16 protein-coding genes are annotated in these 17,535 nt (G+C 69.9%); 6 read left to right on the top strand and 10 right to left on the bottom strand.

Features of this window, described 5'->3' with window-relative positions; genetic code table 11:
• Positions 1-19 precede the first annotated feature (19 nt).
• A complete protein-coding gene (locus tag AC1RAA_RS06690; RefSeq protein ID WP_492727280.1) occupies positions 20-847 on the bottom strand; it encodes a crotonase/enoyl-CoA hydratase family protein in 828 nt (275 codons plus the stop codon).
• A 104-nt stretch (positions 848-951) separates the two neighbouring features.
• On the opposite strand from AC1RAA_RS06690, the gene AC1RAA_RS06695 reads away from it, so the two are divergent.
• Together AC1RAA_RS06695 and AC1RAA_RS06700 are read left to right on the top strand one after the other, a co-directional pair.
• Positions 952-2,829 (top strand): PhoX family protein, encoded by a 1,878-nt coding sequence (locus AC1RAA_RS06695; protein WP_492727282.1) that lies wholly within the window; start codon positions 952-954, stop codon positions 2,827-2,829.
• A gap of 42 nt (positions 2,830-2,871) precedes the next feature.
• Positions 2,872-3,261 carry a DUF488 domain-containing protein gene (locus tag AC1RAA_RS06700; RefSeq protein ID WP_095947243.1) on the top strand — a complete coding sequence of 130 codons (390 nt, stop codon included), beginning with the start codon at positions 2,872-2,874 and terminating at the stop codon, positions 3,259-3,261.
• Positions 3,262-3,271: 10 nt separating this feature from the next.
• Here the strand turns inward: AC1RAA_RS06700 and AC1RAA_RS06705 are convergent, their stop codons facing one another.
• The gene (locus tag AC1RAA_RS06705) at positions 3,272-3,883 is read right to left on the bottom strand and encodes a glutathione S-transferase (protein ID WP_492727284.1); all 612 of its coding nucleotides are present in this window, start codon (positions 3,881-3,883) and stop codon (positions 3,272-3,274) included.
• Between the two features lie 125 nt (positions 3,884-4,008).
• Here AC1RAA_RS06705 and AC1RAA_RS06710 point away from each other — a divergent pair, with 125 nt between their 5' ends.
• The gene (locus AC1RAA_RS06710; RefSeq protein WP_062481605.1) at positions 4,009-4,467 is read left to right on the top strand and encodes an Lrp/AsnC family transcriptional regulator; all 459 of its coding nucleotides are present in this window, start codon (positions 4,009-4,011) and stop codon (positions 4,465-4,467) included.
• Positions 4,468-4,470: 3 nt separating this feature from the next.
• Here the strand turns inward: AC1RAA_RS06710 and AC1RAA_RS06715 are convergent, their stop codons facing one another.
• A complete protein-coding gene (locus AC1RAA_RS06715) occupies positions 4,471-5,373 on the bottom strand; it encodes an SDR family oxidoreductase (RefSeq protein WP_390343455.1) in 903 nt (300 codons plus the stop codon).
• Between the two features lie 164 nt (positions 5,374-5,537).
• Here AC1RAA_RS06715 and AC1RAA_RS06720 point away from each other — a divergent pair, with 164 nt between their 5' ends.
• Positions 5,538-6,410, top strand: coding sequence for a CoA transferase (locus tag AC1RAA_RS06720; protein WP_492727286.1), 873 nt, complete (start codon positions 5,538-5,540; stop codon positions 6,408-6,410).
• A 6-nt stretch (positions 6,411-6,416) separates the two neighbouring features.
• Here AC1RAA_RS06720 and AC1RAA_RS06725 read toward each other — a convergent pair whose 3' ends face one another.
• The 3 genes from AC1RAA_RS06725 to AC1RAA_RS06735 form a co-directional block, all read right to left on the bottom strand.
• Positions 6,417-8,495 (bottom strand): esterase-like activity of phytase family protein, encoded by a 2,079-nt coding sequence (locus tag AC1RAA_RS06725; RefSeq protein WP_492727288.1) that lies wholly within the window; start codon positions 8,493-8,495, stop codon positions 6,417-6,419.
• A gap of 153 nt (positions 8,496-8,648) precedes the next feature.
• Entirely contained in the window at positions 8,649-9,560 is a 912-nt protein-coding gene (locus tag AC1RAA_RS06730) for a hypothetical protein (RefSeq protein WP_492727290.1), read from the bottom strand.
• A 7-nt stretch (positions 9,561-9,567) separates the two neighbouring features.
• A complete protein-coding gene (locus AC1RAA_RS06735) occupies positions 9,568-10,488 on the bottom strand; it encodes a DMT family transporter (RefSeq protein ID WP_492727292.1) in 921 nt (306 codons plus the stop codon).
• A gap of 290 nt (positions 10,489-10,778) precedes the next feature.
• Here AC1RAA_RS06735 and AC1RAA_RS06740 point away from each other — a divergent pair, with 290 nt between their 5' ends.
• Entirely contained in the window at positions 10,779-11,420 is a 642-nt protein-coding gene (locus AC1RAA_RS06740) for a DUF1294 domain-containing protein (protein WP_492727294.1), read from the top strand.
• Between the two features lie 19 nt (positions 11,421-11,439).
• Here the strand turns inward: AC1RAA_RS06740 and AC1RAA_RS06745 are convergent, their stop codons facing one another.
• Complete coding sequence (locus AC1RAA_RS06745; protein ID WP_492727296.1) at positions 11,440-13,827, bottom strand: YgiQ family radical SAM protein; 2,388 nt, start codon at positions 13,825-13,827, stop codon at positions 11,440-11,442.
• Positions 13,828-13,983: 156 nt separating this feature from the next.
• On the opposite strand from AC1RAA_RS06745, the gene AC1RAA_RS06750 reads away from it, so the two are divergent.
• Positions 13,984-14,925: a bifunctional helix-turn-helix transcriptional regulator/GNAT family N-acetyltransferase gene (locus AC1RAA_RS06750; protein ID WP_492727298.1), complete on the top strand. Its 942-nt coding sequence runs from the start codon at positions 13,984-13,986 to the stop codon at positions 14,923-14,925.
• A 3-nt stretch (positions 14,926-14,928) separates the two neighbouring features.
• Here the strand turns inward: AC1RAA_RS06750 and AC1RAA_RS06755 are convergent, their stop codons facing one another.
• The 3 genes from AC1RAA_RS06755 to AC1RAA_RS06765 form a co-directional block, all read right to left on the bottom strand.
• Positions 14,929-15,711, bottom strand: a complete 783-nt coding sequence (locus tag AC1RAA_RS06755) for a 3-hydroxybutyrate dehydrogenase (RefSeq protein WP_492727300.1) — start codon at positions 15,709-15,711, stop codon at positions 14,929-14,931.
• A gap of 73 nt (positions 15,712-15,784) precedes the next feature.
• Positions 15,785-17,011 carry a patatin-like phospholipase family protein gene (locus AC1RAA_RS06760; protein ID WP_492727302.1) on the bottom strand — a complete coding sequence of 409 codons (1,227 nt, stop codon included), beginning with the start codon at positions 17,009-17,011 and terminating at the stop codon, positions 15,785-15,787.
• Between the two features lie 73 nt (positions 17,012-17,084).
• A complete protein-coding gene (locus tag AC1RAA_RS06765; protein ID WP_070060984.1) occupies positions 17,085-17,534 on the bottom strand; it encodes a CHRD domain-containing protein in 450 nt (149 codons plus the stop codon).
• Position 17,535: the final 1 nt, after the last annotated feature.

A 17,535-nucleotide genomic window follows, 5' to 3' on the forward strand; every position in this document is an offset into this window, starting at 1 on the left:
AAAAACGAGAAGAAGAAACTCAGGCCGGCGCGCTGAACTGCGGCGCCCGCCGCTCGATGTTGGCCTTCACGGCCTCGCGCTGGTTGGGGCTGCCGATCAGCGCCTGCTGCTCGACCGACTCGGCGATCAGCAGCTCGGCGGCGCTGTGCGCGAGCGATGCGTTCAGCAGCCGCTTGCCGGCGCGGATCGCGTCGGGGCTCTTGGTTGCGATCTCGTGCGCCATCTGCAGCGCCTCGGCCAGCGGGTCGGCGGCCACGCGCGTGGCCAGGCCCAGGCGCACGGCCTCTTCGCCCGAGAAGATGCGGCCGGTGAAGGTGAGTTCGCGCACGACGTCGGTGCGCGCCAGTTCGCGCATCAGCACCATGCCCGCCATGTCGGGCACGAGGCCCCACTTGATCTCCATCACCGACAGCCTGGTGTCGGCGGCCACGAGCCGGATGTCGGCGCCCAGCGCCACCTGCAGCCCGCCGCCGAAGGCCACGCCGTGCACGGCCGCGATGACCGGCACCGGCACTTCGCGCCACACCATCGCCACCTGTTGCGCGGCGTTCGAGAGGCCGTGCGTGCGCGCGACGAGGTCGGTGCCGCCGGCCGACGCGCCCAGCACGTCGCTGGCGGCGCCCTGCCCCATGCGTTCGAACGACGCCATGTCGAGCCCCGCGCAGAAGGCCTTGCCGCGGCCCGCGATGACCACGGCGCGCACGCTCTTGTCGCCCCGCAGCGCTTCGCCCGCCTGGACCAGCGCGTCGAACATCGCGGGGTCGAGCGCGTTCATCTTGTCGGCGCGCGCCAGCTGCAGTTCCACCACGCCGTCGGCGTGGCGGGTCCATTCGATACGGTCGCTCATTGCATGTCTCCTGTCGGTGTCCGGGTATCGGCTCAGTATCGCGCGACCGGGCCGCTGGGCGATGATGCGCACTGTCGCCGACCCAACACCTCCGCCGCCTCGTCATGCCTCTGGACCGCCGTCACTTTCTCCTCCAATCGGGCGCGACCGCCGCCGTCGTCGCGCTGTTCGGCCAGGGCTGCGCGCGCTCGCAGTTGCCGCCTTCCACGGGCGCGACAAGCCCGGCGGGCTTCTTCACCAGCGTGCCCATTTCGCAACGCGACGCGGTGGTGGTGCCGCCGGAGTACGAGTGGCAGATGCTCTACCCCTGGGGCGCGCCCACGGGCGTTGCGGGCCGCATGCCGGCCTTCGCGCCCGACGCCGGCAACAGCGCCGACGAGCAGGCCCTGCAGGCCGGCATGCACCACGACGGCATGCACTTCTTCGCGCTCGATGCGCGCGGCGAACGCGGCCTGCTCGTGATGAACCACGAGTACACCGACGAGCAACTGCTGCACCCCGACGGCGTGAAGGCCTGGAACGCCGACAAGGTCCGCAAGTCGCTGCATGCGATGGGCGTGTCGGTGATCGAGGTCCGCCGCACACCCGAAGGCTGGCGCCAGGTGCTGCCCTCGCCCTACGCGCGCCGCGTGCACGGCCGCACGCCGATGCGCATCGCCGGCCCCGCCGCGGGCACGCCGCTGATGCGCACCGCCGCCGACCCGGCGGGCACCGGCGTCTTCGGCACCTTCGCCAACTGCGCGATGGGCGTCACGCCCTGGGGCACCTACCTGACCTGCGAGGAAAACTTCCACGGCTACTTCGGCGGCCCGAAGGAGGCAGCCAAGAACGCGACACCCGCGCAGCGCCGCTACGGCACGGTGCCGGGCGCGCAGTGGGTCGAGTACTGGCGCTTCGACGAACGCTTCGACCTGAGCCGCCACCCGAACGAGCCGCACCGCTTCGGTTGGGTGGTCGAGATCGATCCCTTCGACCCCGAGTCGGTGCCCGTCAAGCGCACCGCGCTCGGCCGCAAGCGCCAGGAAAGCGCGACCTGCACCGTGGCGAAGGACGGCCGCGTGGTGGTCTACATGGGCGACGACGCGCGCTTCGAATACATCTACAAGTTCGTGAGCCGCGACCCCGTGCGCCCCGGCACCGATGCCGCCGCACGCGCGGCCAACCGGCACCTGCTCGACGAAGGCACGCTGCACGTCGCGCGCTTCGACGCCGACGGGCGCGGGCGCTGGCTCGAGCTGGTGCACGGGCGCCACGGCATCGACGCCGCCAGCGGCTTCGCCGACCAAGCCGAAGTGCTGATCCACGCGCGGCTGGCGGGTGACATCGTCGGCGGCACGAAGATGGACCGCCCCGAATGGATCGCCGTGCATCCGCACAGCGGCGAGGTGTACGTCACGCTCACCAACAACACACAGCGCGGCGACCTCGGCAAGCCCGGCGCCGATGCCGCCAACCCGCGCGCGCCCAACTTCTTCGGCGGCATCCTGCGCTGGCGCGAGGACGGTGGCGACGCAGCCAGCACCGCCTTCGCCTGGGACCACTACGCACTCGCGGGCGACCCGGCGCAGCCCGGCGCCGGCACGCGCTACCCCGGCGACCACGCCGATGTCTTCGGCTGCCCCGACGGCCTGCACTTCGACAGCGGCGGGCTGCTGTGGATCCAGACCGACATGAGCGGGCAGTCCATGGGCAAGCCGCCCTACGCCGCGCTCGGCAACAACCAGATGCTGTGCGCCGACCCGGCCACGGGCCGCATCCAGCGCTTCCTCACGGGGCCCAACGGCTGCGAGATCACGGGTTGCGTGGTCACGCCCGACCGGCGCACGCTGTTCGTCAACATCCAGCACCCGGGCGAGTCGCGCGACGACGGCGACGCGAAGCACAACAGCGCCTGGCCCGACGGCGCGCAGCCCGGCAGCGCCCGCCCGCGCTCGGCCACGCTGGCAATCCGCCGGCGCGACGGCGGTATCGTCGGCACCTGACAGTCGAACACATCACAACAACAGCCCCAGGAGATCCCCGTCATGAGCATCCGCATCGTCCGCCTCGGCACCCCGCGCGCACCCGGCGAGGGCCTGCGCATCGGCACCGTGCGCCGCCCGCCGCGCGGCGTGCCGAAGACCGAGTTCGCCTCGCAGAACTGGTACGACGTGTGGTACCCCAACCTCGCGCCGTCGGCCGAGACGATGAAGCTGGGCCAGGAAGCCGAGACCCCGGCGCAATGGAACGCCTTCATGCGCAAGTACAAGGCCGAGATGGCCGAGGCCGACGCGAGCCGCAGCCTCGACCTGCTCGCGGCGCTCTCGCACACCGCTGCGCTGGCGGTCGGCTGCTACTGCGAAGACGAGTCGCGCTGCCACCGCTCGCTGCTGCGCGGCCTGCTGGCCGAGCGCGGGGCGGACATCGCAGCCTGAGCGCGGTCGCTCAGGCCAGCGGCGCGCCGACGAACACCGGCAGTTGCTCGGCCTGCGCCGTGTAGGCGGCGAGCTGCGCAAAGTCCGACGGGCGCACCGCGTCGGGCAGGATGAACTGCGTGAAGGTCCAGGCCACCGCCGCCGAAATGCCGCCCTGCGTGATCGTGTTTTCTGCGGGTGCCGCCAGCGGTGCGGCGGCCAGTTCGCGCTCCAGCTCCGCATACGCCGTGTTCAGCTGGTCCTGCACGCGGTCGACCCACGGCTGGTGCTGCTTCTCACTGGGGCGCAGGTTGCGCTCGTAGACGATCTGCACCGTCTTCTCGCAGGCTGCGAGCGCGAGCCCCGTGAGGCGCAGGTCGCGCAACCGACCCGCCGGATCGGTAGGAAACAAGCTGCGGCCAACGACTGCCTGCGCGTGGTCGATGATGAGCGTCGAGTCCATCAGCACCGTGCCGTCGTCGCACACCAGCGTCGGGGCCTTCACCACCGGGTTGATCGCGCGGAACTGCTCGAAGGTGCTGAAGACCGAGATCGAGCGGTGCTCGAAAGCGAGGCCGAGCAGGCGCAGCGAGATCGCGGCGCGGCGAACGAAGGGCGAGTCGAGCATGCCGACGAGTTGCATGGGGTCTCCTGGAAAAAGATGACTGCCACCATAGCGCCCGCGCCGCGCGCGCAGAAGGGCAACCCATCGAAAATCGGCACACCTTACCGATCGATCATCGGTCCCCTCTTCTTTCGCCGCACGCCATGACCCTCGACAAGAAAGATCGCCTCATCCTCGAAGCTCTGCAGACCGACGCGCGCCAGAGCCTGGCCGCGATCGGCAAGCGCATCGGCCTGTCGCAGCCGGCGATGAGCGAGCGCGTGCGCAAGCTCGAGCATGCGGGCGTGATCGAAGGTTACGGCGCGCGCGTGAACCTGCGCGCGCTGGGCGTGGGGCTGGAGGCCATCATCCGCATCGACACCACGCACGCGGCCATTGCGCGCTACCTCGCGCTCTTCGAGGCCATGCCCGAGGTGCTCGCGGTGGACCGCGTGACCGGCGCCGACTGCTTCTTCGTGCGCTGCGCCATCGCCGAACCGACCGACCTGGAGCGCGTGGTGGACGCGCTGGCGGTCGACGGTTCGGTGACCACCTCGCTCGTGCTGTCGAGCCCCGTGCGCAAGCAGGTCACCGTGGGTGCGGCTAAGGCGCCGCGCAAGTAAGCGTCAGCGCTGCGCCTTGTCCTTCTGGTTCTGCGCTTCGATGCGTTCGCGCGCGGCCAGCCAGTCGGCATCGCTCCACTCGCGCAGCTCGTAGAAGTTGCCGCCGGTGGCCAGCGCATTGCCGCCGTCCATCATGATGCTCTGGCCCGTGAGCCAGTCGCACTGGCCCGGCGCCATCAGGAAGGACGCGAGGTTCTGCAGCTCGCTCATGCGGCCCACGCGCGCCATCGGGTTGGTCTTGATGCTGCGCGCGCCGGGTTCCTCGCCGGGGTTCAGGCGCTTGCTCATGCCCTCGGTCGGGATCTCGCCGGGGCCCACCGCGTTCAGGCGGATGCCGTGGCGCGCCCACTCCACCGCGAGCGACTTGGTCATGACCTCGATGCCGGCCTTGCTCATGGCCGAGGGCACCACGTACGGGCTGCCGTTGTCGACCCAAGTGACGATGATGCTCATCACGCTGCGAAAGGCATCGCCCGGCTTCCACGCGCCCGACTTGGCCTGCGCCACCCAGCGCTTGCCCACGGCCTGCGTCACGTAGAAGCTGCCGTGGAACACGATGTTGGCCACAGCGTCGAAGGCGCGCGGCGAGAGGTTCTCGGTCGGCGAGACAAAGTTGCCCGCCGCGTTGTTCACGAGGCCCGTGAGCCCGCCGCTCTGGAACAGGCTCTCGACCATGTCGTCGACCTGCTGCGCGATGCGGATGTCGACGCCGAAGGCATCGATGCGCCGATCGGGAAACTGCTGGCGCCAGGCGGCGGCGGTTTCTTCACAGACCGCCTGGCGCCGGCCGCAGATGGCGACGTCGGCGCCCAGGCTCAGGAAACGCTCGGCCATGGCACGGCCGAGGCCGGTGCCGCCGCCGGTGACGAGGATGCGCTGGCCGCGCATCAGGGATGCTTCGAACATGAGGGGTCTCCTTGGCGTTGCGGCAGCGGCAAGAGCGCGTGCTGCCATCGGCCGCATGCTACGACCGACAGGCCGTTGTGGCTTGCGGAATCTGGCTCTGCCGGCGGGTGAAAATGGCCGCGCCCCCTTCCCTTTCACCCCTGGACCTTCCGGACACACGACCCATGCCCCGTTCCTCCGATGCTTCCTTCCTGCCGCTCGACGGCGTGCGCGTGCTGAGCCTGGCGCTCAACCTGCCGGGCCCCGCCGCGCTGCTGCGCTGCCGCACGATGGGCGCGGCCTGCCTCAAGCTGGAGCCGCCCGGCGGCGATCCGATGGGGCTGTACAACCGGCCCGCGTACACCGCGCTGCACGAGGGCGTAGAGGTCCGCACGGTCGACCTGAAGACCGAGGCCGGTCAAGCGCAGCTGCACGCCGAGCTGGCCCGCACCGACGTGCTGCTGACCTCGTTTCGCCCCTCGGCGCTGCAGAAGCTGAAGCTCGACTGGGCCTCGCTGCAGGCGCGGCATCCGGCGCTGTCGCAGGTCGCCATCGTCGGCGCCCCGGGCGAGCGCGCGGAGGAGCCGGGCCACGACCTGACCTACCTCGCCGAAAGCGGCCTCGTCACCGGCACGGCGCTGCCGCCCACGCTGTACGCCGACATGGGCGGTGCGCTACTGGCGAGCGAGGCGGTGCTGAAGGCCGTGCTGCAGCAGACCCGCCAGCGCGGCGGCGTGTACCTCGAGGTGGCGCTGAACGCCTCGGCCGACTGGCTCGCCCTGCCCCGTACCTGGGGCCTGACGAAACCCGAAGGCGCGGTGGGCGGCGCGCACGCGGGCTACCGCGTCTACCCCTGCGCCGACGGCCGCGTGGCGGTGGCGGCGCTGGAGCCGCATTTCGCGGCGCGCCTGTGCGACGTGGCCGGCGTGGCACCGCCGGACATGATGGCACCGGCCACGCACGCGGCGCTGGCCGCCTGGCTCGCGACGCGCACGCGCGCCGAGCTGGAGGCCATGGGCCGTGAGCGCGACGTGCCGCTGCTCACGCTGGCCGACTGACGGCGCTCATGACACCGGCAGGCGCAGGTCGCTCAGCTTGCGATCGAGCTTGATGAGCCAGATGCGCGTCGGCCGCTCCAGGTCGGAGCCGCGCGTGATGCGCGCGCTGGTGGCGCCCGCGGGGCAGCCGCTGAAGAGCTTGCCGGTGGCATCGACCGTGCAGTCTTCGACGCTGCCGGCCACGGTCTTTCCATCGGCGCCGAGCAGCACGGTGCCCAGGCCGAAGTCGTTGTCGTTCACCAACGCCAGGGTCTGGTCGTCGACGATGGTCAGGCCCTCGGCCTTCTCGGCCAGCCAGCCCAGCACGTTGAGGTCGAGCAGCTCGGTCTTGCGCATCGTCACCACGGTCGAATAGTCGGCACCGTTCGACGCGGCCTGCGTGATGCTGCTGATTTCCAGGTTGTGGTCGAAGGCCTTGATGTCGGTCGCATTGGTCGGCAGCTCCACCAGCATCAGCTTGTTGAACACCTTGCCGTCGCCCTTGCGCGCGCCCTGCTCGATGACGATGAAGCGGCCGTTGCCCAGGCTCACCATGTCGCCGAGCTTGGCGTTGCCGGTGCGGTCCTTGTCGTACTGGCTGCCGTCGATCGGGTAGGCGTAGAGCTTCGAGGTCTCGGTGGCCGGATCGAACGCGAGCCAGCGCGTGAACTTCGCGATGTGGCGCACGTCGGTGTTGCTGCCGCCCGGTGGCTTGGCCTTGATCGACTTGCCGTTGGCATCGCGCGGGTCGATCGGGCTCTGCAGGAAGCCGTGCAGCACGCCGCTGGCCACATCGAGCGTCAGGCCTTCCATGCCGCGGTTGGGGCGGCGCTGGGCCAGCACCGCCGGCAGGTCGGTGGCGCCAGGGCCGGGCGCGTACTTCTTCTCGACCACGCCGCTGGCGATGTTCAGGCGCGCGATGAAGGGGCCGTACTCGTCGCTGGTCCACAGCACGTTGCGCGCCTTGTCGAGCACCAGGGTCTCGGGGTCGAGGCCGTTGGCGTCGTAGCCGGCCTTGGCTTCGTCGAACTTGTACTGGTCGGTCAGCGGGGTCTCGCCGGTCGAGCCCACGCCCGAGCGCGGCGGCAGGCCGGTGATCTTGGTGTTGGCGTCGCGCTTGAGCGGCACGCTGGTGCTGAGCACCGCGCCGGTCTTGCCCACGCGCACGATGCCGAAGCTCGGCGCGAACGATGGCGCCGGGAACACCTTGCTGATGCTGGTGACACCGTCGCCGCCGCCGGGCACGGGCGCGGTCGGGCCGTCGCCGTTCGGGCCGCGGTCGGTGATGGCGTAGAACTCGAGCGCGCCGTCGTCGGCCTTGCCCTTGAACGCCAGGCCCGAGCCGTAGGCCGGCAGGAAGCCCTGCGGAAAGTCGGCCTTGATGTCCGCGCTGTCGCCCTCGTAGGGCACGTGGAAGCGGGTGTCGGCCTGCAGCTGGTAGCGCGTGACGGCGATGCCGATGGCGCCGAGCTGATTGGTCTGCGTCGACGCTTCGGTGACCGGTGCGGCCAGACGCGAGGCCAGCGTGTCCTCGAAGTGTTCGCGGGCCAGCATGCGGCGGTTCGAGTCGACCATGCGGGCATTGTAGGGAGCGGGCAACGCGGCCAGCACTGCGTTGAGCGCGGTGTGGAAGGCGTCGGGCGCGGCGTTGAAATCGAGCGCGCCGGCCGTCAGGGCGGCCTTGAGCGCGGGCGTCAGGCGGATGCCGTTGGCGGGGTCGCGGTCCTCGTCGAAGCTCTGCAGCGCGAGCAGGCGGTTGACCACGGCATCGGCCTTCACGTCGCTGCCGCCGGCCAGGGTGAGCGGCGTGATCGCTTCGCCGCATGCGGCGCTGCCCAGGGCCAGCGCGCCGGCGCTGAAGGTGACGGTCTCGCCATCCTTGCAGGTGAACTCGCCCTTGGCGTTGGTGGCGGCCTTGGCGGCGCTGCCGGCCACGTAGTCGAGGCCTTCCACGGCGGCATCCAGGAAGGTGCCGGTTTTCGACTGTGCAGCGGGCGGATTGGTCGTGCCGCCGCCCACCGGGAACGACCAGCCGCCCCCGCCGCCGTTGCCGCCGCCGCAGGCGGTCAGCACCGCGCCAGCGCCCACGAGCGCCAGCCATCCCATCCTCGATCCTCTTGTTGTCTTGCGCATTGCTTGTTGTCCTTGTGATGCGCCCGCGCAAAGGCGCAAGCCCCGGCGATTAATGCCGAGGCAGATGACAAGCCCGTGAAACTGCAACCGAAAGGTTGCGGTGGTCGGCGCGCTCTCAGCGCCTTCTCAGCGACCGCTGCCGTCGCGCTGGCGGTCTTCGCGCTTCACCGCGAGGTAGGTGTCCAGGTCGACCTCGTGCAGCTGGCGCGGGTAGCGCTCGGCCGCCGCGAACCAGTAGCGCTGCCGGCGCTCGGCCGGGTCGTTGGCGCCGGTGGCCAGGTAGGCATCGAGCGTGAGGAAGTAGCGCATCGCATTGCGCTCCACCAGCCCGCGCAGGCCGCGGATGTACTCGGGCTGGCCGTCGGCGCCCTTGCCCACCACGGTGAAGCCCACCTTGGAACTGCCGAAGGTGGCGAGGTAGGCCTGCGTGGCCAGCCGCACCATCGTGTTGTGGTTATAGCCGTAGCTGAAGTGCAGGAAGGTCTTGCGCTCGTCGAGCGCCACCGCTTCGAGCCGCACGCGGTAGTTGCTGGTGCCGAACGGGCCGGTGTCGGCCGACATCTCGACCTGCAGGTGCTCGGGCGTGGCGCTGGCCACGCGGTAGGCAAATGGCAGCTCGAAGGCCTGGTCGACCGGCTTGTCGTAGCGGCGCACCACGAACAGCGTGAGCGTCTCCTTGCCCTGCGGCGAGGTGCTGATGCGGCAGCGCCGGTTGTTGATGTGCAGCGTGAGCAGTTCGCACCAGTGGTCCGAGCCCTTGAGTGCCGCGCTGACCTTCGACAGTGGGTGCTCGACCACGGCGTAGATGTCGCCCTCGAGGCCGCCGGGCGTCTCGGTGGAGTCGAGTTGCACGGGGCGCCCGAAGCGGCTCTGGTCGAGCTTGTCGCTGAGCTTCTGGTGTTCGGCGCGCAGGGCCTGGGCACCCGCGGGCGCGGAGGCCTCGGGGGCCGCAGCCTGCGCCAGCAGCGACACGCCGCAGCAGGCGGCCACCGCCAGGATGCGTTTCCACGAAACCGGCAAGGGGGGCGAACGGCTCATCATGGGGCTACACGATACCCCGGTTCCGCCGCACCAGCAGCAGCATCGCCCCCGCCAGCAGCGCCGCCCCCAGCCATTGGCGCGGCGCCATCGGCTGGGCCAGCCACAGCGCCGCCAGCCAGGCGGCCACCAGCGGTTCGATCAGCGTGCCGACCACCGCCGCCGTCGGCGACAGCCGACGCGCGCCCCAGGCGAAGGCCAGGTAGGCGACCGAGGTGGTGGCCACGCCGGTGTAGGCCGCGCCCGTCCATTGCGCCGTGCCCTCGGGCCAGGTGATGCCGTTCGCAACGGCGACGCCGAGCATGCACAGCGCCGCGGCGCTCATGCCCCAGGCGGACGCGGTCACGGCCGGCACCCGCGCCGGCATGCGCGCGTTGCCCAGCACCACCAACGCATAGCAGACGGCCGAGCCGAAGGACCACGCGAGCCCGGCACCGTAGCCCGCCGGCAAGGCGCCCCAGCCAGCGGCCGGCATCACCAGCAGCAGCACGCCCGCCAGCGCCAGCACGAGGCCGCCGAGCAGGCGCGCGCCGAAGGGCTCGTAGCCGCGCAGCACCGACACGCAGGCCACGATCAGCGGCGCGCAGCAGATCGAGATCACCGTCGGCAGCGCGGCACCCAGGTGCGCGATGCCGGCGAACCAGCAGCTCACGTTCAGCGCCATCGCGGCGCCGGTGCCGACGACGTGGCCCTGCTCGCGCCGCGTCAGGTGGCGCCACCCGGCATCGGCGACCGGCGCGCGCCGCGTCGCCTGCCAGTGCAGCCACCACAGCAGCGGCATGCCCAGCGCGAAGCGCGCGAGCGACAGGCTGTGCGGCGCGATGCCGCCGTCGATCAGGAATTGCGCCACCAGGGCGCCGCCGCCCCAGAGCACGCCAGCCAGCAGCACGCCGCCCCAGGCCAGGGCGGCCGTTGTTCTTGCATTCATGTTGAATCTCTCCGTGAGGCCCGTCGCCTCGGCGTCGCGTCGACGCATTGCCGGGGGCGGGCATGACCATCCGGCCACCGCCCGGCATTCTTCATTCAGCAGAAGAAGGCGGACGGCAGCGACCACTTGCGGGCCTGACGGGCGCGGCGCGAGGCGCGCGCGAACGTCAGCGGCAGGTCGACGAAGGGGGAGAGTGATGCAGGTGCATGAGCGGTCGATGATAGGAGCGGTGTCCCGTGCCCACAAGAGAGAATCGCCCGCATGTGCCCTGCCCTCTTTCACCGCAATCCATGAAGCGCCAAGGTCGACTCGTTCGTTGGGAGGCCGAGCGCGGCTTCGGTTTCATCCGCAGCCCGGAGGTGTCGGCCGACGTCTTCGTGCACCTGCGCGACTTTCGCGACCGCCAGCTGAGGCCGCAGGTCGGCATGGCGGTGCACTTCGAAGAGATCCATGTCGGCGGCAAGGGGCCGCGTGCGGTGGCCGTGGAAGCGGCTGCGGCCTCGGCGGCTGCCGTGCCTCGTGCAGCATCACGCCCGCAGCCTCGCCGGCCTTCGGGTCGCAGCACGGCCGGCACGCCGTGGGGCGCGTGGCTGATCGGGGTCTACGCGCTGGGCCTGGGCGCCGCCGTCTGGCTCGGCCGCCTGCCGCTGCTCGCGCTGGCGGTCGTCGCGGGGCTGAGCCTGCTCACCTTCGGGGCCTACGCCTTCGATAAGCGCGCGGCGCAGGCCGGGCGCTGGCGCACGCAGGAAAGCACGCTGCACCTGCTCGCGCTCGCGGGTGGCTGGCCGGGCGCTTGGTGCGCGCAGCAGCTGCTGCGGCACAAGTCGAGCAAGGCGAGTTTCCTGTGGCGGTTCTACGTCACGGTCGCGCTGCATTGCGCTGCGCTGGGGGCGTGGGTGTTCTGGCTGTCGAAGCACGCGGCCTTGGGCTGACCGCGTCTTCGACCAGGCCTCAACGCACCTTGCGTGAAGGCTTGTTGAGCGGCTTGCCGCCGCTGCCGTTGTCGCGCGGCGGCAGGCCCGTGTGCTGCGTGAGGATGCGGCCCTTGGAGGGCTTCACCGGCGCCAGCCGGACCGGTGCCGCGGCCTTGGCGGCCACCGGCGCGGAGGTCGAGTTCTTGCGGCGCGCGCTCGTGTAGCCGCCATCGGTCAGCGGCTGCCACGTCGGGATCAGGTGGTGCTTGCCGTTGCCGATGAGGTCGGCGCGGCCCATGCTCTTCAGGGCTTCGCGCAGCAGCGGCCAGTTGTTGGCATCGTGGTAGCGCAGGAAGGCCTTGTGCAGGCGGCGGCGCTTGTCGCCGCGCACGATGTCCACCGTCTCGCTCTCGCGCGTGATCTTGCGCAGCGGGTTCTTGTTGGTGTGGTACATCGTCGTCGCCGTGGCCATCGGGCTCGGGTAGAACGTTTGCACCTGGTCGGCGCGGAAGCCGTTCTTCTTGAGCCAGATCGCGAGGTTCATCATGTCCTCGTCGCTGGTGCCCGGGTGCGCGGCGATGAAGTACGGGATGAGGTACTGCTTCTTGCCCGCCTCGGCCGAGTACTTCTCGAACATCTGCTTGAACTTGTCGTAGCTGCCGATGCCGGGCTTCATCATCTTCGTGAGCGGGCCCTGCTCGGTGTGCTCGGGCGCGATCTTCAGGTAGCCGCCGACGTGGTGCTGCACCAGCTCCTTCACGTACTCGGGCGACTGCACGGCCAGGTCGTAGCGCAGGCCGGAACCGATGAGGATCTTCTTGATGCCCTTGAGCGCCCGCGCGCGGCGGTAGATCTTGATGAGCGGGTCGTGGTTGGTGCCCAGGTTCGGGCAGATGCCCGGGTACACGCAGCTGGGCTTGCGGCACGCCGCCTCGATCGCGGGGCTCTTGCAGCCCAGGCGGTACATGTTGGCCGTGGGGCCGCCCAGGTCGGAGATGGTGCCGGTGAAGCCGCTGACCGAATCGCGGATGGCCTCGACCTCCTTGATGATCGAGTCTTCCGAGCGGCTCTGGATGATGCGGCCTTCGTGCTCGGTGATCGAGCAGAAGGTGCAGCCGCCGAAGCAGCCGCGCATGATGTTCACGCTGAAGCGGATCATTTCCCACGCGGGGATCTTGGTCGCGCCGTCGTGGCTGCCGTTCTCGTCGGCGTAGCGCGGGTGCGGGCTGCGCGCATACGGCAGGTCGAACACGTGGTCCATCTCGGCCGTGGTGAGCGGAATGGGCGGCGGGTTGATCCACACGTCGCGCGCCGTGGCGCCCTCGCCGTGCGCCTGCACCAGTGCACGAGCGTTGCCGGGGTTGGTTTCGAGGTGCAGCACGCGGTTGGCGTGGGCGTAGAGCACCGGATCGCTGCGCACCTGCTCGTACGACGGCAGGCGGATCACCGAGCGGTCACGCGGCGGCACGGCGATCTTGCCGCGGCCTTGCAGCGCCGGGTTGGGCACGAAGTTCAGCGGCTTGATGGCGGGGTTGACGACCGAACCCGCAGCGGAGCCCGCGGCTTCGGCGGCCTTGGCGACAGCTTCGGCCTCGTCTTCCTTCGCGCAGGTGGCGCCGTTGGCCTTGGCCTGGTCGGACACCATCAGGTACGGGTTGACGTGCGCCTCGACGCGGCCCGGCTCGTCCACGCTGGTGGAGTTGATCTCGAACCAGGCCTCGGGCGTTTCGCGGCGCACATAGGCGGTGCCGCGCACGTCGGTGATCTGCTGCACCGGCTCCTTGGCGGCCAGGCGGTGTGCGATCTCGACGATGGCGCGCTCGGCGTTGCCGTAGAGCAGCAGGTCGCACTTCGAATCGACGACGATGGAGCGGCGCACCTTGTCCGACCAGTAGTCGTAGTGGGCGATGCGGCGCAGCGAACCCTCGATGCCGCCGAGGATGATCGGCACGTCGTTCCAGGCTTCCTTGCAGCGCTGCGAGTACACGATGGCCGCGCGGTCGGGCCGCGAGCCACCGATGTCGCCGGGCGTGTAGGCGTCGTCGCTGCGGATCTTCCGGTCGGCCGTGTAGCGGTTGATCATCGAATCCATGTTGCCGGCCGTGACGCCGAAGAACAGGTTCGGCTTGCCCAGCACCTTGAAGGGCTCGGCGCTCTGCCAGTCGGGCTGCGCGATGATGCCCACGCGAAAGCCCTGCGCCTCGAGCATGCGGCCGATCACCGACATGCCGAAGCTGGGGTGGTCGACGTAGGCGTCGCCCGTGACCACGATGATGTCGCAGCTGTCCCAGCCGAGCGCGTCCATCTCCTTGCGCGAGGTCGGCAGGAACTTGGCCGTGCCGAAACGGGCCGCCCAGTACTTGCGGTAGCTGGTCAGCGGCTTGGCGGCGCGCGCAAAAAAGGAGACGTCGACGGGGGCGTTCATCGGTGGGAGCGGACAGCGCCGGGGCGCCGCCTGTGTGGGCAACCCTCCATTTTAGGGTTTTCCAGCATTTCTGTCGCCCTGAAGATCCCTTGCCCCGGGATGCAAGGGCTCTTATTTGATTGCTAAAGTCAAGCAATTTGAATGACAATGGCAACCATGCCCACGCCAACGCCCTCCGTCGACCCGTCCGCCGTCAAGGCCATCCGCCGGTTCAACCGCTTCTACACCCGCCGCATCGGCGCCCTCGACCCCTACCTGGGCAGCGACCTGTCGCTGACCGACGTGCGCGTGCTCTACGAGCTGGCGCACCGCGAAACCCCCGTCGCCAGCGAGATCGGGCGCGACCTGGGCTTCGACGCCGGCTACCTCAGCCGCATCCTGCGCCGCTTCGAAACCCACGGCTGGCTCACGCGCGAGCCGCACCCGCGCGACGCCCGCCAGAGCGTGCTGCGCCTGACCGAGTCCGGCCATGCCGCGTTTGCGCCGCTGCAACAGAAATCGCGCGACGAGGCCGCCGCCCTGCTCGCCGCGCTGCCGCCTGCGCAACAAAACCAGCTGGTGCAGGCCATGGACACGGTGCAGGCGCTGCTCGAACCGGCCGCATCGCCGGCCCGTCCCCAGGCCGCCGTGCTGCGCGACCCGGCACCCGGCGACATCGGCTGGGTGGTGCAGCAGCACGGCGAGCTGTACGCGCGCGAATACGGCTGGGACCACCGCTTCGAAGCGCTCGTGGCGGGCATCGCGGGCGAGTTCCTGCTCAAGTTCCAGCCCGAGTGGGAGCGTTGCTGGATCGCCGAACTCAACGGCGAGCGCGTCGGCGCGATCTTCGTGGTGCGCAAGTCGGCCACCGTGGCGCAGCTGCGCATGCTGATCCTCACGCCGGCCGCGCGCGGACTGGGCCTGGGCGGACGCCTCGTGGACGAGTGCATCGCCTTCGCGCGCCGCAAGGGCTACAAGAAGATGACGCTGTGGACCAACAGCTGCCTCACGGCCGCGCGCAGCATCTATGCCAAGCGCGGCTTCCAGCTCACGCACTCGGAGCCGCACGAGGGCTACGGGCAGCCGCAGGTGGGCGAGACCTGGGAGCTGAAGCTGTAGCGCTTACTGCATGTACCAGCCGTGGCTCACGACGAGCGACTGGCCGGTGAGTGCATTGGTCGGGAAGGCCGCGAACAGCAGCGCCACGCGCGCCACGTCGTCCGTGGTGGTGAACTCGCCATCCACCGTCTCCTTGAGCATCACGTTCTTGACGACCTGCTCCTCGGTGATGCCCAGCGTCTTCGCCTGCTCGGGAATCTGCTTCTCGACCAGTGGCGTGCGCACGAAGCCCGGGCAGATCACGTTGGCGCGCACGCCGTGCTTGGCACCTTCCTTGGCGACCGTCTTGGCCAACCCGATGAGGCCGTGCTTGGCCGTGACGTAGGGCGCCTTCAGCAGCGACGCTTCCTTCGAGTGCACCGAGCCCATGTAGATCACGCTGCCGCCGCGGCCTTGCGCATACATGTGCTTGAGGCATGCCTTGGTGGTGAGGAACGCACCGTCCAGGTGAATGGCGAGCATCTTCTTCCAGTCGGCGAAGCTGAACTCGTCGACCGGATGCACGATCTGGATGCCGGCGTTGCTGATGAGGATGTCGATGCCGCTGAAGGCCTTCGCACCCTCTTCCACCGAGGCATTGACCTGGTCTTCGTTCGTCACGTCGACGCCCACGCCGATGGCCTGCGCGCCCGTGGCCTTCAGTTCGGCGGCGGTGGCGTCGGCGGCCTCCTTGTTGAGGTCGGCAATGATGATCTTCGCGCCTTCCTGCGCGAACAGGATGGCGATTTCCTTGCCGATGCCGCTGGCCGAGCCGGTGATGTAGGCGACCTTGTCCTTGAGTTGCATGGTGAAGCGTCCTTGGAAGTGGTGGATAGGAAAAAAACGAGCAAGAACCGGGCACGCGCCCGGCTGACCTCCCTCAGCGCGACAGCCCCGGCCGCTTGATGCGCCCGGTGCCCGGCTCGCCGAGGTCGAAGGTGGTCACGCCGTTCACCGTGGCGTCGGCGCGCAGCGTCTCGGGATGCGCAAGCGTCTTGCCCATGTCGCGCACGCCCGATTCCCAGTGCTCCTCGACCGCGGCGCGCGAGAACTCGTAGTCCTTCGACTCGAGCTCGTACGTCTTGTCGCGGTAGATCAGGTGAAAGATGTCGATCGGTTCGTGCGTGAGCTGCGCCTGCACCTCGACCACGCTCGGGTCGTTGCGCAGGCCGGGCGGCAGCTTGGCGATCAGGTCGGCAATCGCCTGCTGCAGGTTCATGTTGGCCGCCAGCGCATCTGTGTTCAGGCGCGTGCGGCTCGAATAGGTGATGTCCTTCTGGCGCTCCATCACACCCGACAGCGTGTGCGGCATCTCGCCGCGCGCGTTGAACAGGTCGACCTGCAGCACCACCAGCGCCTCGGAACGCGGGTGCGTGTCGAGTACGTACTGCAGCGGCGTGTTCGAGACGATGCCGCCGTCCCAGTAGTCGTCGCCGTCGATGTGCACCGGCGCAAAGCCCGGCGGCAATGCGCCGCTGGCCATGATGTGCTCGGGGCCGATGCGCTGGCGCGTGTTGTCGAAGTACACCGAGTTGCCGGTGCGCACGTTGACGGCGCCGACGCTGAAGCGCGCCTCGCAGGCGTTGATGCGGTCGAAGTCGATGAGCCGCTCCAGCGTGGCCTTCAACGGCGAGGTGTCGTAGTAGCTCAGCAGCGGCGCGGCACCGCCCAGCAGCAGGGCCGGCGAATAGCGCGGTTCGAAGAAACCGGGGATGCCGACCAGCGACGCCATGGTGGCGCTCCACTGGTTCTGCGTGGCGCGGTCGCCCAGCCACGACGGCAGGCGCTGCGCCGGCCCCGAAGACACCAGGTGCCAGAACTCGCGCAGCCGGTCGACCCGCTGCGCGGGCCCATTGCCGGCGATGAGCGCGGCGTTGATGGCGCCGATCGACACGCCCGCGATCCAGTGCGGCTGCAGGTCGGTCTCGCTGAGCGCGGCGTACACGCCCGCCTGGTAGGCCCCGAGCGCACCGCCGCCCTGCAGCACCAGCGCCTTGCGGGCGGTGCGCATGCCTTCGCGGCGGGCGATGAAGGGATGGGGTGGTGCGTGCGAAGAAGAGGAAGCAGCGGTGGCGGCGCGAGGCTTTTTCTTGGGTGTCGTCGTCATGCGGTCATTGGACACCAGCCCCGCGACAGCCACCTGACCAGGGGCCTTTTCGCGGCTTCGGCCCGGACGAATCTCACATCTTCGGCAGCATCTGCCCGCGGATCTCGCCGCCCGGGTTGGCGGCTGTGTGGATGTTGGCGTACCACTTGCCGGCCACGAGGTCGGCCGCCTGCGCCGGCGTGAGCGTGGCCTGGCCCTCGATCGGGCTTGCCGGACTCGCGAAGGGCAGCACCACGCCGGCATTCGCGCCCGCGGCGGCGGGCCCGTGGAAGTGGGCCGCCGTGGCCGGGCCGCTCAGGCCTTCGTAGGTGATCTTGTACTTGAGCACGTTGGTGTCGCGGTTGAGCCAGGCCTCGGCCATGCCGCTGCCGCGCGTCATGTTGGGCGGCACCTGGCTGGCCGCGTTCATCGCGCCGCTGAAGCTCGCGACGTTCGACTTCGACATCATTCCGCAGCCGGCCAGTGCGACGGCGGCCAGGCCCGCGACGAGGGTGCTGCGCCAGAGTGTGCGAGTGTTGTTCATG

The organism is Variovorax sp. GW823-FHT04F07, assembly GCF_058795995.1.

What these genes read in the sequence shown, in the direction of transcription:
- AC1RAA_RS06690 (WP_492727280.1), bottom strand. Translation starts at nt 847, where the DNA reads ATGAGCGACCGTATCGAATGGACCCGCCACGCCGACGGCGTGGTGGAA.
- AC1RAA_RS06695 (WP_492727282.1), top strand. Translation starts at nt 952, where the DNA reads ATGCCTCTGGACCGCCGTCACTTTCTCCTCCAATCGGGCGCGACCGCC.
- AC1RAA_RS06700 (WP_095947243.1), top strand. Translation starts at nt 2,872, where the DNA reads ATGAGCATCCGCATCGTCCGCCTCGGCACCCCGCGCGCACCCGGCGAG.
- AC1RAA_RS06705 (WP_492727284.1), bottom strand. Translation starts at nt 3,883, where the DNA reads ATGCAACTCGTCGGCATGCTCGACTCGCCCTTCGTTCGCCGCGCCGCG.
- AC1RAA_RS06710 (WP_062481605.1), top strand. Translation starts at nt 4,009, where the DNA reads ATGACCCTCGACAAGAAAGATCGCCTCATCCTCGAAGCTCTGCAGACC.
- AC1RAA_RS06715 (WP_390343455.1), bottom strand. Translation starts at nt 5,373, where the DNA reads ATGTTCGAAGCATCCCTGATGCGCGGCCAGCGCATCCTCGTCACCGGC.
- AC1RAA_RS06720 (WP_492727286.1), top strand. Translation starts at nt 5,538, where the DNA reads ATGCCCCGTTCCTCCGATGCTTCCTTCCTGCCGCTCGACGGCGTGCGC.
- AC1RAA_RS06725 (WP_492727288.1), bottom strand. Translation starts at nt 8,495, where the DNA reads ATGGGATGGCTGGCGCTCGTGGGCGCTGGCGCGGTGCTGACCGCCTGC.
- AC1RAA_RS06730 (WP_492727290.1), bottom strand. Translation starts at nt 9,560, where the DNA reads ATGAGCCGTTCGCCCCCCTTGCCGGTTTCGTGGAAACGCATCCTGGCG.
- AC1RAA_RS06735 (WP_492727292.1), bottom strand. Translation starts at nt 10,488, where the DNA reads ATGAATGCAAGAACAACGGCCGCCCTGGCCTGGGGCGGCGTGCTGCTG.
- AC1RAA_RS06740 (WP_492727294.1), top strand. Translation starts at nt 10,779, where the DNA reads ATGAAGCGCCAAGGTCGACTCGTTCGTTGGGAGGCCGAGCGCGGCTTC.
- AC1RAA_RS06745 (WP_492727296.1), bottom strand. Translation starts at nt 13,827, where the DNA reads ATGAACGCCCCCGTCGACGTCTCCTTTTTTGCGCGCGCCGCCAAGCCG.
- AC1RAA_RS06750 (WP_492727298.1), top strand. Translation starts at nt 13,984, where the DNA reads ATGCCCACGCCAACGCCCTCCGTCGACCCGTCCGCCGTCAAGGCCATC.
- AC1RAA_RS06755 (WP_492727300.1), bottom strand. Translation starts at nt 15,711, where the DNA reads ATGCAACTCAAGGACAAGGTCGCCTACATCACCGGCTCGGCCAGCGGC.
- AC1RAA_RS06760 (WP_492727302.1), bottom strand. Translation starts at nt 17,011, where the DNA reads ATGACGACGACACCCAAGAAAAAGCCTCGCGCCGCCACCGCTGCTTCC.
- AC1RAA_RS06765 (WP_070060984.1), bottom strand. Translation starts at nt 17,534, where the DNA reads ATGAACAACACTCGCACACTCTGGCGCAGCACCCTCGTCGCGGGCCTG.